This window comes from Actinacidiphila paucisporea (genome assembly GCF_900142575.1).
Classification (GTDB): Bacteria; Actinomycetota; Actinomycetes; order Streptomycetales; family Streptomycetaceae; genus Actinacidiphila; species Actinacidiphila paucisporea.
Genome location: NZ_FRBI01000025.1, coordinates 65,896 through 79,842, shown reverse-complemented (window position 1 = coordinate 79,842; position 13,947 = coordinate 65,896). Strand labels below are relative to the sequence as shown.

Sequence of the window (13,947 nt, the reverse complement as noted above, 5' to 3'; positions counted from 1 at the left end):
CCGGGAGCGCCTACGTGACCAGCCCCTACCGCGCGATATTCGCGGCGCCCGGCACCCGGGCCTTCTCCGCCGCCGGGCTGGTCGGGCGGATGCCGCTGTCGATGCTGGGCATCGGCATCGTGACGATGGTCTCGCAGGTCACCGGGCGGTACGGGCTCGCCGGCGCGCTGTCGGCCACCGTCGCGCTGTCCGGCGCGGCCTTCGGGCCGCAGGTGTCCCGGCTGGTCGACAGGTACGGCCAGGCGCGGGTGCTGCGGCCGGCGGCCGCGATCACCGTGCTGTCGGTGCTGGTGCTGCTGGCCCTGGTCAAGGGCGGGGCGCCGTCCTGGCTGCTGTTCGTGTGCGCGGCGGGCGCGGGCGTCATGCCGAGCCTGGGCGCGATGGTGCGGGCCCGCTGGTCGGCCATCCACCGGGGGACACCGGAACTTCTGCACACGGCGTATTCGTTCGAATCAGTGGTGGACGAGATCGTCTTCATCGTCGGCCCGATCCTGTCCATCGGGCTGTGCACCGTCTGGTTCGCCGAGGCGGGGCCGCTGCTGGCCGCCCTCTTCCTGGGTGCCGGCGTGCTGCTGCTGACCGGGCAGCGGCGGACCGAGCCGCGGGCGCATCCGCGTACCCACCACTCGGGCGGCTCGCCGGTGCGCGCGCCGGGCATGCCGGTGCTCATCGGGGTCTTCGTCGGGACCGGCATGGTCTTCGGCGGGGTCGACGTGATCACCCTGGCCTTCGCCGACGAGCGCGGCCACAAACCGCTGGCGAGCCTGGTGCTGGCGACATATGCCCTCGGATCGTGCCTGGCCGGGCTGACGTTCGGCCTGATGAGACCGCGCGGGACGGCGCAGGGCAGGTTCCTGCTGGGCGTCACCCTGATGGCGGTGAGTATGATCCCGCCACTACTGGTCGGAAACCTGGCGTTCCTGGCCGTGGCGCTGTTCTTCTCCGGTCTGACGATCGCACCGACAATGGTGACGTCGATGAACCTGGTCGAACGGCTGGTACCGCGGGCACAGCTGACCGAGGGCATGACGTGGACCTCCACGGGGCTCGCGATCGGGGTCGCCCTTGGGGCCGCGCTCGCCGGTCGGGTGACCGACGCGCAGGGTGCCTCGACGGCCTTCGCGGTGCCCGCCGGCGCGGCGTTGCTCGCCGCGGCGGTGGCAGGACTCGGGTATCGCCGGCTGCGTCCGGCGCCGGAGCGGAAGGAGCCGCGCGGTGGGTACGACGACGGGCACGGCACGATCGAGGCGCACGACGCGATCGAGGCGCACGACACGATCGACGGACACGGAGACATGGCGTAACTGGGCGGGCAACGTCGTCGCGCGCCCGGCGCGCACCGTGGCACCGGCCTCGGCCGAGGAACTGGCCGAGGCGCTGCGGGCGGCCGCGGCGGACGGCCTGACCGCCAAGGCGGTCGGCTCGGGCCACTCCTTCACCTCCGCGGCCGCCACCGGCGGGGTGCTGATCCGCCCCGAGCGGCTGACCGCGATCCGCTCCATCGACCGGGCCGCGGGCACCGTGACCGCCGAGGCGGGGGTGCAGCTCAGGCAGCTCAACGCGGCGCTGGCCGCGGAGGGCCTGTCGCTGACCAACATGGGCGACATCATGGAGCAGACGGTGGCCGGCGCCACCAGCACCGGCACCCACGGCACCGGACGCGACTCGGGCTCCATCGCGGCGCAGATCACCGCGCTCGAACTGGTCACCGCGGACGGCTCGGTGCTGACCTGCTCGGCCGACGAGCGGCCCGAGGTCTTCGCCGCGGCCCGGATCGGCCTCGGCGCACTCGGCGTGATCAGCGCGGTCACCTTCGCGGTGGAGCCGGTCTTCCTGCTGACCGCCCGCGAGGAGCCGATGGCCTTCGACCGGGTGATGTCCGAGTTCGACGCGCTCGCCGCGGAGAACGAGCACTTCGAGTTCTACTGGTTCCCGCACACCGACAGCTGCAACACCAAGCGCAACAACCGCAGTCAGGGGCCCGCGGCGCCGCTTCCCGCCGTGCGCGGCTGGATCGACGACGAACTGCTGTCCAACGGCGTCTTCCAGGCCGCCTGCGCGGTGGGCAGGGCGGCTCCCGCGGCCATCCCGGGCATCGCCAGGATCTCCAGCCGCGCGCTGTCGGCCCGTACGTACACCGACATCCCGTACAAGGTCTTCACCAGCCCGCGCCGGGTGCGCTTCGTGGAGATGGAGTACGCGGTGCCCCGGGAGGCGGCGGTCGACGCGATCCGGCAGCTCAAGGCGATGGTGGAGCGGTCCTCGCTGCGGATCAGCTTCCCGGTGGAGGTACGGGTCGCGCCGGCCGACGACATCGCGCTGTCGACGGCGTCCGGCCGGGACAGCGCGTACATCGCGGTGCACATGTTTCGCGGCAGCCGGTACCAGGAGTACTTCACCGCGGTCGAGAAGATCATGACCGAGCGGGGCGGCCGGCCGCACTGGGGCAAGATGCACACCCGGGACGCGGACTATTTCCGGACCGTCTACCCGCGCTTCACCGAGTTCACCGACCTGCGCGACCGGTTGGACCCGGAACGGCTGTTCGCCAACGACTACCTCCGGCGGGTGCTTGGTTCGTAGGCCTTCGCCCTTTTTGCCCCCGGCGCGTGCCACGAACGAGTGAGCCGGGTCACCCAACTCCCCGCTCCATACACCACATTCAGCGGCGCGGCAGCCGCCCCCCGCTGGCCCAAATGGAGTACCGTGACGAATCCGTGCTCCCGGCTGCCCGTCCGGTCGCCCGGACGAACGGGAGGGGAGCCTGACGGCACTCGTCCCGGTGTGCGGAGATCGGTCACACTCAGTGGCCAATCGACCACCGTCCCATAACGGCGTGTCACCAGGCAGTGCCGACACGCCGGGTAACTCTGCAAGGTTGTGGCACGCTGCACCCGGGCAGGCCACACTCGTCCAACGGGAGCAGCGACGCAACTGACGTCGGCAGGCACCACCCGGGAGGTAACCGTGCCCGAACTGCGCGTCGTGGCCGTCAGCAACGACGGCACACGACTGGTGCTCAAGGCTGCCGACAGCACGGAATACACGCTCCCCATCGACGAGCGGCTGCGTGCCGCCGTCCGCAACGACCGTGCCAGGCTCGGCCAGATCGAGATCGAGGTCGAGAGCCATCTGCGGCCCCGCGACATCCAGGCGCGGATACGCTCGGGTGCCTCCGCCGAGGAGGTCGCGCAGATGGCCGGCATCCCGGTGGAGCGGGTACGCCGGTTCGAGGGCCCCGTGCTGGCCGAGCGCGCCTTCATGGCCGAGCGGGCCAGGAAGACCCCGGTCAGGCGGCAGGGCGAGAGCACAGGCCCGCAGTTGGGCGAGGCGGTGGCCGAACGGCTGCTGCTGCGCGGCGCGGAGAAGGAGACCGTGCTGTGGGACTCCTGGCGGCGCGACGACGGCACCTGGGAGGTGCTGCTGGTCTACCGGGTCGCCGGTGAGCCGCACTCGGCGAGCTGGACCTACGACCCGCCGCGCCGGCTGGTGCAGGCCGTGGACGACGAGGCCAGGTCGCTGATCGGCGAGACCACGCAGGCCCAGTCGCAGGCGCAGGAGCCGAGCTTCCCGTTCGTGCCGAGGATCGCCCGGCTGCCCAGGGACCGCCCGCTGGACCGGGCGCTCGACCGGCAGTTGGACCGCCAGGACCGCGAACCCCGCGAAGCCCGCGAGACCAGGGAGGCGCGGGCCGACGTCGTCGCCGCCGCCGAGCCGGACGAGCGCGACTCGCTGACCAGCCTGCTGGAGGCGGTGCCGAGCTTCCGCGGCGACATGGTGGTGCCCGCACCGCCGGTCGCGCCGCCCGACCCGGTACCGGCGGAGCCGGCGGCCGAGGCCGAGCAGGAGACGGCGGCTCCGGCCGCCAGCGCGGGGTCGGCGTACGCCGACGTCCTCATGCCGCGGGCCGTCGCGGGCCACCGCGACCGGTTGGTCGGCACGACCGACCGCCAGGCCGAGGCGGACGGCGTCCGCCCGGGCCGCCGGGCGACGGTCCCCAGCTGGGACGAGATCGTCTTCGGCAGCCGCCGCAAGAAGCAGGAATAGCTTCCTGCCTCGAATCCCTCCCGGATCCCCCGGCGGGGGTCCCGCTGCCCTGCCGGGCGGGCGCCTTTCGGGGGCGCGGGTCGTCATCGGCCCGAAGGGGCTGTTCGGGCCGATCCGGGCCACGAGCGCGCCCGCGGCGTCAGCCGCAGATCAGACACAGCCCCGCGCCCCTGGATGGCACCCTCCTGCGGGGATGAGGCCCGGGCGCCCGGCGGGCCTTTTCAGGGGCGCGGGGAACTGCGCGACCAGCCCACCACCGGGGCCGCGGGTCGTCGTCGGCCCGAAGGGGCTGTTCGGGCCGATCCGGGCCACGAGCGCGCCCGCGGCGTCAGCCGCAGATCAGACACAGCCCCGCGCCCCTGGATGGCACCCTCCTGCGGGGATGAGGCCCGGGCGCCCGGCGGGCCTTTTCAGGGGCGCGGGGAACTGCGCGACCAGCCCACCACCGGGGCCGCGGGTCGTCGTCGGCCCGAAGGGGCTGTTCGGGCCGATCCGGGCCACGCGCGCGCCCGCGGCGTCAGCCGCAGATCAGACACAGCCCCGTGGGGCTCAGGGCCCGGCGGGGCCGGTGGTGACGGGGCGGGACGGGTCGGAGACCCATTCGCTCCAGGAGCCCGGGTAGAGCGCCGCGGGGATCCCGGCCTCGGCGAGGGCGAGGATCTGGTGGGCGGCGGAGACGCCGGAGCCGCAGTAGACGCCGACTTCCGTCGAGCCGTCGGCGCCCAGGGCGGTGAAGCGGGCGGCCAGCTCCGCGGCGGGCAGGAACGTGCCGTCCGGAGCGGCGTTGGCCGTGGTGGGCGCGTTGACCGCGCCGGGGATGTGGCCGGCGACCGGGTCGATGGGCTCGACCTCGCCGCGGTAGCGCTCGGGCGCGCGGGCGTCGAGCAGCAGCCCGCGGCGGGCCAGCGCGGCGGCGCCCTCCGCGTCGACCACCGGCATGCCGCCGGGCCGCGGCACGAAGTCGCCCTCGCCCGGCGGCGGTTCCTCCGTGCTCAGCGGCTGTCCGGCGGCCCGCCAGGCGGCCAGGCCGCCGTCGAGCACCCGGACCCGGCGGTGGCCGGCCCAGCGCAGCAGCCACCAGGCGCGGGCCGGGCCCCAGCCGTTCCAGTCGTCGTAGACGACGACGTCCGTGTCGGCGCCGACGCCGGCACGGCGCATGGCCGCGCCGAACTCCCCCGCGTCCGGCAGCGGATGCCGCCCCGCGGCTCCCGGCGGCGCGGCCAGCTCGGCGTCCAGGTCGACGTAACGCGCCCCGGGGATGTGGCCCTTGGCGTATTCGCCCTGCCCGTACGGCCCGCCCATCCGGTAGCGCACGTCGAGCAGGACCGGCGGAACGGGGGCGGCGGCCAGCTCGGCCGCGGAGATGAGGAATTCCATGGACCTATTGTGGACGCCCGGCAGTTGTGCCCGGCGCGGCCCACCGCCCATCGCTCCCGTCGGTGCGACCATCGGCTGTGCCAATCCCCGCGGAAAGCCGGGCAGGCAGCGGGGCTGCCCATGAGGAGAGCGTTCGCATGAACACCGAGGTACCGTCCCGGCGTCAGCCCGGCACACCCTGCTGGGCAAGTCTGATGGCGCACCGGGCCGACCTGGCCCGGGACTTCTACGGGGCGCTGTTCGGCTGGGAGTTCGTCCCGGGCCCCCAGCAGCTCGGCTGGTACGCGCTCGCGGTGGTCGGCGGTCTGCGGGTCGCCGGCATCGGGGAGGGGGCGCCGGAGGCGGACCGGCCGGTGTCGTGGACGACGATACTGACCGTCGACGACGTCGACCGCGCCGCGGAGTCGGTCCGGGAGTGCGGCGGCACGGTGGGCATCGGCCCGCTCGACATCGGCGAGGACGGCCGGCTGGCGGTCGCGGTCGACCCGTCCGGCGCCGTCTTCGGCATCTGGCAGAGCGGGGCGTTCGGCGGCGCGGACCTCACCGGCGCGCCGGGGAGCGTGGCGCGGAGCGAACTGGTGACGCACGACTCGGCGATGGTCGGCAAGTTCTACGAAATGGTCTTCGGCTTCGAGCTGGAGCGGGAGGGGCCGGGCGACGACGACCGCGCCGTGCTGACCCTGGACGGCCGCGCGGTGGCCGGCGTCCACGGCGTCGGCCCAGACCTTCCGCGGGACCGCGGCGCGCACTGGATGACGGCCTTCGCCGTCGAGGACGTCCCGGCCGCCGCCCGCCTCGCCAGCCGCGTCCTCACCCCGCCGCACTCGGGCCCGCACGGCCCCGCGGCCACGCTGGCCGGCCCCGAGGGCGCGGCCTTCGCCCTGCTGGCCCGGGTCCAGCCAGGGCTAGGGCGTGTCACGCCACCTCGACCGGCGGCGTCGTCGACAGCAGGTGCGGGGCGCCCGCGAGGACCAGGCCGGCCGCTCCGCGGACCTCGGCGCCGTCGCCGAGGCCGCCGGTGACGATCTCGACGCCCCGCGCGGCGGAGGGCAGGGTGTGGCGCCGGACGCCCGCGCGGAGGGGTTCGAGCAGGTCCTCGCCGGCCGAGGCGAGGTCGCCGCCGACCACGATGAGGCGCGGGTTGAGCAGCGTGACCAGGGTGGACAGGGCGCGGCCGACCGCGTCGCCGGCGTCGCGGACGGCCCGCAGGGCGCCGGTGTTGCGCTGCCTGATCAGTCCGGGCAGGTCGCGAGCGGCGACGTGGCGGCCCCAGCTCTGCGTCAGCAGCCGGGCGATGGCGACTGGGCTGGCCACCGTCTCCAGGCAGCCGCGGTTGCCGCACCGGCAGATGAGGCCGTCGGCGATGAGCGGCAGGTGGCCCAGCTCGCCGGCGAGACCGCGCGCGCCCAGCAGCAGTTGCCCGTTGCTGACGATGCCGGCGCCGATGCCGGCCGACAGCCGTACGTAGACCATGTCGCCGATCTGCCGTCCGGCTCCGTACATCAGCTCGGCCAGGGCGCCGGCGTTGGCGTCGTTGGTGACGCGGACCGGGAGTGCGGTGCGCTTGCGCAGCTCCTCGGTGAGGTGCAGCCCGACCCAGCCCGGCATGATGCCCTCGGCGCCGAGTTCGCCGCTGCCCTTCTCGACCGGGGAGGCGATGCCCGCGCCGATGCCGAGCACCCGGGCCCTGGCGACGCCGGTCTCCTGCAGGGCGCGGCCGACCAGGACGGCGACCAGGTCGAGGGTCTCCTCGGGCGCGCGGTCCACGTCCTTGGCCACCCAGTGCTCCCACAGCACCGTGCCGAACAGGTCGCACAGGTTCACCCGTACGTGCTGGTGGCCGATGTCCGCGCCGATCGCGTAGCCGGCGGTCGGCACCAGGGACAGCGACTGCGCGGGGCGCCCGGTGCGGCGCGGCTCCGGGTCGTCGGCGTCCGGCTCCTCCTCGGTGACCAGGCCGACCGCGATGAGATCGGCGACCAGTGACGAGACGGTGGCCCGGGACAGGCCGGTGACCCGTACCAGCTCGGGACGGCTGCTGCGCTGTGTGGCGTGCAGGGCTTCGAGAACCCGCAGCCTTCCGACCTCGCGCAGGTTGACTGGTGTGTCGATCGTTACCCCCGGGGGTGTGTGCATGTCGGCCCGCGGGTGCTGGACCCGCGTGCCGCGCCCTCTTGCGTCAGGACCGGTCAAGAGCCTTGACTTATGACGAAGTTCAGGCAGAAACTCGCGAACTGTTCTATCCAACTCCACGAGTTTCAGTCGATGCCGGATGAATAACGATTCACGGCCCAGCGCCGCCCGAGGAGGACGCACGTGACGGAGACAGCACCGCAGGCCCTGCGGATCGGCATGGTAGGCCATGCCTTCATGGGAGCGGCGCATTCGCACGCGTGGCGCACCGCGGGCCGCTTCTTCGAGCTGCCGCTGCGGGTCGAGATGACCGCGGTCTGCGGCCGGTCGGCGGAGCGCGTGAAGCAGGCCGCCGAGCGGTACGGCTGGCAGTCCGCCGAGACCGACTGGCGCGAGCTGGTGGCCCGCCCGGACATCGACGTGGTGGACATCTGTACGCCCGGGGACAGCCACGCCGAGATCGCGCTGGCCGCGCTGGCCGCGGGCAAGCACGTGCTGTGCGAGAAGCCGCTGGCCAACTCGGTGCGCGAGGCCGAGGAGATGGCCGCGGCGGCGCAGAAGGCCGCGGCCGACGGGGTGCGGTCCATGGTGGCCTTCAACTATCGCAGGGTGCCGGCGCTCGCGCTGGCCCGGCAGCTGGTCGAGCAGGGCAGGCTGGGCAGGATCCACCAGGTGCGGGCCCAGTATCTGCAGGACTGGCTGGTGGACCCGGAATTCCCGCTGGCGTGGCGGCTGCGCAAGGACCGGGCGGGCTCCGGCGCGCTCGGCGACCTGGGCGCGCACAGCATCGACGTGGCGCAGTACCTGACCGGGCAGCGGATCTCCTCGGTCGGCGCGGTGCTGGAGACGTTCGTGACCGAGCGCCCGCTGCCGGCCAGTTCCAGCGGCCTGTCGGGGACGGCGGGCAGCGAGCGCGGCGCGGTGACGGTGGACGACGCGGCGCTCTTCACCGCCCGCTTCGACGGCGGCGCGATCGGTGTGTTCGAGGCGACGCGCTTCGCGACCGGGCACAAGAACGCGATGCGGATCGAGATCAGCGGCTCCGCCGGCTCGCTGGCCTTCGACGCCGAGTCGATGAACGAACTGGCCTTCCACGACCGCTCGGAGGACGCCTCGACGGCCGGTTTCCGGCGCATCCTGGTGACCGAGCCGACCCACCCGTATCTGGACGCCTGGTGGCCGCCGGGCCACCTGATCGGCTACGAGCACACCTTCACCCACCAGGTGCGCGACTTCGTGACGGCCGTCGCGCAGGGGCAGGATCCGCGGCCCTCGTTCGGCGACGGGCTCCAGGTGCAGAAGGTGCTCGCGGCCGTCGAGTCCAGCGCGGCGGCGCTGGGCGTCCACATCCCGGTGCAGGGCGCCGGCGCGAGGTCCTGAAACCGCCGCGGGCACCGCCCGGCCGCGAGCCCCCGCCCGATCCCGTACTTCCCGACCGCCCACCCCCTGCCACCGGAGGACGCACATGGCACGACCCGTCACCCTCTTCACCGGCCAGTTCGCCGACCTGCCCTTCACCGAGGTGTGCCGGCTGGCCTCGCAGTGGGGCTACGACGGCCTGGAGATCGCCTGCTGGGGCGACCACTTCGACGTCGAGGCGGCGCTCAGCGACGACGGCTACCTGCCCCGGCTGCGCGACACCCTGGACAAGCACGGGCTGAAGTGCTGGACCATCTCCTGCCACCTGACCGGGCAGGCGGTCTGCGACCACCCGATCGACGAGCGGCACAAGGGCATCCTGCCGTCCAGGATCTGGGGCGACGGCGAGCCCGAGGGGGTGCGCACCCGGGCCGCCGAGGAGATCAAGAACACCGCGCGGGCCGCCGCCGCCTTCGGCGTCGACACCGTGGTGGGCTTCACCGGCTCCTCGATCTGGCACACCGTGGCGATGTTCCCCCCGGTGCCGCCGGAGATGATCGACCGCGGCTACCAGGACTTCGCCGACCGCTGGAACCCGATCCTCGACGTCTTCGACGAGGTCGGGGTGCGCTTCGCGCACGAGGTGCACCCCAGCGAGATCGCGTACGACTACTGGACGACGGTGCGCACCCTGGAGGCGATCGGCCACCGCCCCGCCTTCGGGCTGAACTTCGACCCCAGCCACTTCGTGTGGCAGGACCTGGACCCGGTCGGTTTCCTCTACGACTTCAAGGACCGCATTTACCACGTCGACTGCAAGGAGTCGGTCAAGCAGCTGAACGGGCGGAACGGGCGGCTCGGCTCGCACCTGCCGTGGGGCGACCCGCGGCGCGGCTGGGACTTCGTCTCGACCGGGCACGGCGACGTCCCGTGGGAGCCGGTCTTCCGGATGCTCAACAGCATCGGTTACGCCGGGCCGATCTCGGTGGAATGGGAGGACGCCGGCATGGACCGGCTGCTGGGGGCGCCCGCCGCGCTCGCGCACGTACGCGAACTGGCCGCGATCGAGCCGCCCGCCGCGTCCTTCGACTCGGCCTTCAGCTCGTCCTCCTGACCGCGCCGCGCACGCCTGCCGCACGGGAAGCATGCCTGTCCCACGGGAGGACCGCCCACCGCACGAGAAGACCGCCGGCCGCCCGCCCCGACCTTCCGGGGCGGGCGGCCGGCGGCCGTGGTGCCGTACGGTCAGCCGCCGATCGCGATCGAGAACAGGTGCATGCCCACCTGGTGGTCGACCTGGGTCTTGCTGACGTCGGGCAGCGTGATCGCCGAGACGGTTCTGCCCGGCAGCAGGTCCACGGTCGCCGCCGAGATGTGCACGGCCTGGGTCTGCTGCCCGCCGCCGTTGTTCAGATACGGCGTGGTGGCGGCGAAGTCGCTGCCCTGGGTGGGTGATCCGGCCCACCAGTCCGACAGGGCCAGGGCATAGGTCTGCACGGTCCCGTCGGTGTAGACGATGGTGCCGGTGCCCGAGGTGCTGCCGAAGGTGCTGGTGCCGACGAAGCCCAGCTTGCCCCCGGTGCCGGTGATCTCGACGGCCTGGCCGCCCGCGACGATGTTGTCCGGCTGCCCGGTGCCGGCGGTGGCGGGCCAGGGGAAGGACACCCCGTCGTGGTCGGTGCTCCCGCCCGCGTGCCAGCCCTGTGCGGCCAGTGCCTGGAGCGAGAAGCTGGCGCCCTCGCCGTCGATGCTCGCCGTCGTGGTGCGGGCGTCGTCGCTGATGCCGGAGTTGTTGTAGGCGGCGCTCAGCGAGGCGTACGGCACGCTGACCGGTGCCTCGGCGCTGTGGGGTCCTGCCGGGGTGGCGACGGTGGCGTCCAGGGCGTAGTTGTCCGGGGCAGCGCCGTCGGGCACGGTGACGGCCCAGGTGGTGGTGACCGACCGGCCGGGGCCGACCTGGTCGAAGGTCGCCGGGGTGGTCGCGGTCGCGGTCCAGCCGTCGGGGGCGGCGAGCGAGACCGCGATGCCCTGGACCGGTGACGCGCTGCCGTTGGTGTAGGTGGTGGTCGCGGTCAGGGTGCTGCCGGCCTTGGCGATGGGCAGCGCCTTGAGGGTCAGCGTGTTGCGGACCACGAGCGGCGCGGAGCCGGTGACCCCGCCGACGGTCGCCGACACGGTGGCGACGCCGTCGGCGACCGCGTGGACGGTGCCGTTCTTGTCGACGGTGGCCACGGCCGGGTCGCTGCTGCGGTAGGTGACCTTGGCGGTGCTCAGGTCCACGAAGGACTGGTCGTTGTCGACCGCCTCCACGACGCCGTCCGCGGTGATGGAGGTGTCGCGCTGCTCCTTGGCGTGGTCGGTGTCGTCCTTGATCCACTTGTTCTTCGCGGCGAGGCTGAAGGTGTCCCCCGCGTCGTGGACGACGTCCTGCGGCTGCACGGTGACCGTCTGCACCTTCGGCGTCAGGGTGCCGGTGACCTTGACCTTGGCGGTGCCCGCGGCGTGCGCGGAGTCCGGGCCGACCTGGAAGCGGTAGTCGCCGTCCGGCACGGCCTGCCGGGAGGCGGACGTGTCCCACGAGGACAGGTCGGCGGCCTTGACGGTCATGGTCAGGTGCTGGGTCCTGCCGGGCTTGAGGACCTTGGTCTTGGCGAAGCCGGCCAGCCGCTCCTTGGGCATCTCCACGCCCGGCACGGTGAAGGGCGTGGCCGCGTACAGCTGCGCGACGGTGGCGCCGGCGACCTTGCCGGTGTTGGTGACGTCGACCCCGATCTTCACGGTGCCGTCCGCGGTGATCTGCTGCTTGTCGGCGGTGACGCCGGCGAACGAGAAGGTGCTGTAGCTGAGCCCGTAGCCGAAGGGGTAGGTCGGGGCGCCGGTGAAGTACTGGTAGGTGCGGCCGAGTCCGCCGGTCTCACCGGGGGTCAGGCCGTAGTTCTGCTTATCGGGCAGCTGCGAGTCGTCCTTGTACCAGGTGAAGTTGAGGTGCCCGGACGGGTTCTGGTCGCCGAAGAGCACGTGGGCGAGCGCGGCGCCCTGGGCCTGGCCGTTGTAGCCGCTGAAGAGGACCGAGGAGACCTTGTCCTGCTGGTCGTCGATCTTCACCGGGCCGTCGGACTGGATGACCAGCGCCAGCTTGTCGTTGCCGAGCGCGGCGGTCTGGTCGATCAGCGAGTCGTAGTTGCCGGGCATCGCGAGGTTGTCGCGGTCGTTGCCCTCGTCGCCGTTGGCCTTGGTGGTGCCGACGAAGAGCACCACCAGGTCGGCGGCTTGGATGTCGGCCTTGGTACGGTCGCTGAGCGTCGCCGCGCCGGTGGCGGTGGACGAGGTGCCGGCCGCGTCGTAGACCACCGAGGCGGTCGGGTCGGCCGCGTGCACCTCGTTGAGGATGCCCTGCAGGGGGCTGACGGTGTGGGTCGGCTCGCCCGAGTAAAGGCCCAGCGAGGTGGTGTCGGCGAGGTCGCCGAGCACCACGATCTTTTTGGCCTTGGCCGGGTCGACCGGCAGCAGCGGCGCCTTGGCGGTCGCCGGCCTGGCGTTCTTCAGCAGCACCAGGGAGTTGTCGGCGACCTTGGCGGCCAGCGCCTGGTGAGCGGGGCTCTCGACCTGGTCCTTGGTGATGGCGGTGTACGGCACGGAGCCGGCAGGGTCGAGCTCGCCGGTGGCCATCCGTACGGTGAAGACCTTCACCAGCGCGGTGTCGATGACGCCCTCGCTCAGGGCGCCGGCCGAGATGGCGTCCGCGATGTTCGCGGTGGTGGCCTCGTCGCCGGTGCAGTTGAGGTCGGTGCCGGCCCGCAGCGCGTACGCCTGGCCGCCGGCCTGCCCGGACATCGTCTTGCCGGTGGCGGTCTCGGTCCAGGTCGGGTTGTCCTTGTGGTCGGTCGTCCAGCCGGGCGGCGCCCAGTCGTGGCCGCCGGGGAACAGCCGCCAGTTGGTGCCCACCGCGCCGCAGTCGGAGGTGATGTAGCCGCCGAAGCCGTAGGTGCGCTGGGCGAGTTCGTTGGTGGTGTAGGTGTCGGACACCGACGGGGTGCCGTTGATCGCGTTGTACGACGTCATCAGGCCCGAGACGTGCGCCTGCTCGATCAGGTCGCGGAACTGGGCGGTGTAGTAGTCGCGCAGCTCGGTGTCGTCGACGTCGGAGCTGATGCCGGTGCGGTTGTCCTCGACGTTGTTCAGCGCGTAGTGCTTGGCGGTCGCGGCGACCTTCAGGTAGCCGGTCTGCGAGCTGCCGTCCTGGTTGTTGCCCTGGTAGCCGTCGATGAACTGCCCGGCCATCTGCCCGACGAAGTACGGGTCCTCGCCGAAGGCCTCGTCGGTACGCCCCCAGCGCGGGTCGCGGTCGAGGTTGACGGTGGGCGCCCAGTAGGTGAGCGAGCCGTAGTCGTCGGCGGACGGGCCGAGGTTGTTCTGCCCCTTGTCGAAGAGCGACTTGTCGAGGAAGCCGCGCACCTCGTCGGAGATCGCGGTGCTCTCCTGGTACATCAGGTCGCGGTCCCAGGACATGGAGGAGGCGAAGTTGGTGGGGAAGCTGGTGGAGTGGACACCGCCCTGGACACCGCCGTTGTGCTGGTCGGCGCCGAGCTGGTTCACACCGTGCTGGCCCTCGCTCCAGTAGGTGTACTGCTGCACGCCCAGCCGGGGGATCGCGGGCCCGCTGTTCGTGCTGAGCTGCTGGACCTTCTCCTGCAGGGTCATCCGGGACACCAGGTCCGCGGCGCGCTCCTGGAAGGAGTAGTGGGTGTCCAGGTAGATCGGGGTGGCCGCCGCCGTCGCGCGCGGGGTGTCGGCCGCCGCCGTGGTCCCGTAGCCCGCGGTCATCGCGGCGGCGCACGCCAGGGCGCATGCTGCCGCCAGTCCCGCGCGCCGGCGCCTTCGCTGGTCCATCCTGCCTCCGTCGTCATCGAGCAGAGACCCGGACGATCGGCGGACTTCCGTGCAAGTCCGAAGAAAGACCCGGGGATTGCGGTGTCAACTGGGCAGTGTGTGGCCACCTTTGACACAGGGTCAAGAGTGGCGACCGGAATC

The 13,947-nt window shown here is 72.7% G+C and carries 9 protein-coding genes; 6 read left to right on the top strand and 3 right to left on the bottom strand.

Features of this window, described 5'->3' with window-relative positions; genetic code table 11:
• Window positions 1–14 precede the first annotated feature (14 nt).
• From BUE44_RS28415 to sepH, 3 genes are all read left to right on the top strand, one after another.
• The gene (locus BUE44_RS28415; protein WP_073501874.1) at window positions 15–1,304 is read left to right on the top strand and encodes an MFS transporter; all 1,290 of its coding nucleotides are present in this window, start codon (window positions 15–17) and stop codon (window positions 1,302–1,304) included.
• Window positions 1,305–1,341: 37 nt separating this feature from the next.
• Window positions 1,342–2,583 (top strand): D-arabinono-1,4-lactone oxidase, encoded by a 1,242-nt coding sequence (locus tag BUE44_RS28410; RefSeq protein WP_235002544.1) that lies wholly within the window; start codon window positions 1,342–1,344, stop codon window positions 2,581–2,583.
• Between the two features lie 384 nt (window positions 2,584–2,967).
• Window positions 2,968–4,047 carry a septation protein SepH gene (gene sepH, locus BUE44_RS28405; RefSeq protein ID WP_073501872.1) on the top strand — a complete coding sequence of 360 codons (1,080 nt, stop codon included), beginning with the start codon at window positions 2,968–2,970 and terminating at the stop codon, window positions 4,045–4,047.
• A gap of 549 nt (window positions 4,048–4,596) precedes the next feature.
• On the opposite strand, the gene BUE44_RS28400 is transcribed toward sepH, so the two are convergent.
• Window positions 4,597–5,424, bottom strand: coding sequence for a sulfurtransferase (locus BUE44_RS28400; protein WP_073501871.1), 828 nt, complete (start codon window positions 5,422–5,424; stop codon window positions 4,597–4,599).
• Between the two features lie 137 nt (window positions 5,425–5,561).
• Between BUE44_RS28400 and BUE44_RS28395 the strand changes: the two genes are divergently transcribed.
• Entirely contained in the window at window positions 5,562–6,446 is an 885-nt protein-coding gene (locus tag BUE44_RS28395; protein WP_073501870.1) for a VOC family protein, read from the top strand.
• Here the strand turns inward: BUE44_RS28395 and BUE44_RS28390 are convergent.
• Window positions 6,340–7,560 carry an ROK family transcriptional regulator gene (locus BUE44_RS28390; protein WP_159450311.1) on the bottom strand — a complete coding sequence of 407 codons (1,221 nt, stop codon included), beginning with the start codon at window positions 7,558–7,560 and terminating at the stop codon, window positions 6,340–6,342. The genes BUE44_RS28395 and BUE44_RS28390 overlap by 107 nt on opposite strands.
• A gap of 216 nt (window positions 7,561–7,776) precedes the next feature.
• On the opposite strand from BUE44_RS28390, the gene BUE44_RS28385 reads away from it, so the two are divergent.
• Together BUE44_RS28385 and BUE44_RS28380 are read left to right on the top strand one after the other, a co-directional pair.
• On the top strand, window positions 7,777–8,937 hold the full coding sequence (locus BUE44_RS28385) for a Gfo/Idh/MocA family protein (RefSeq protein ID WP_073501909.1): 1,161 nt from the start codon (window positions 7,777–7,779) through the stop codon (window positions 8,935–8,937).
• An 85-nt stretch (window positions 8,938–9,022) separates the two neighbouring features.
• Complete coding sequence (locus tag BUE44_RS28380) at window positions 9,023–10,030, top strand: sugar phosphate isomerase/epimerase family protein (RefSeq protein WP_073501869.1); 1,008 nt, start codon at window positions 9,023–9,025, stop codon at window positions 10,028–10,030.
• Between the two features lie 131 nt (window positions 10,031–10,161).
• Here BUE44_RS28380 and BUE44_RS28375 read toward each other — a convergent pair whose 3' ends face one another.
• Window positions 10,162–13,806 (bottom strand): glycoside hydrolase family 3 C-terminal domain-containing protein, encoded by a 3,645-nt coding sequence (locus tag BUE44_RS28375; RefSeq protein ID WP_073501868.1) that lies wholly within the window; start codon window positions 13,804–13,806, stop codon window positions 10,162–10,164.
• Window positions 13,807–13,947: the final 141 nt, after the last annotated feature.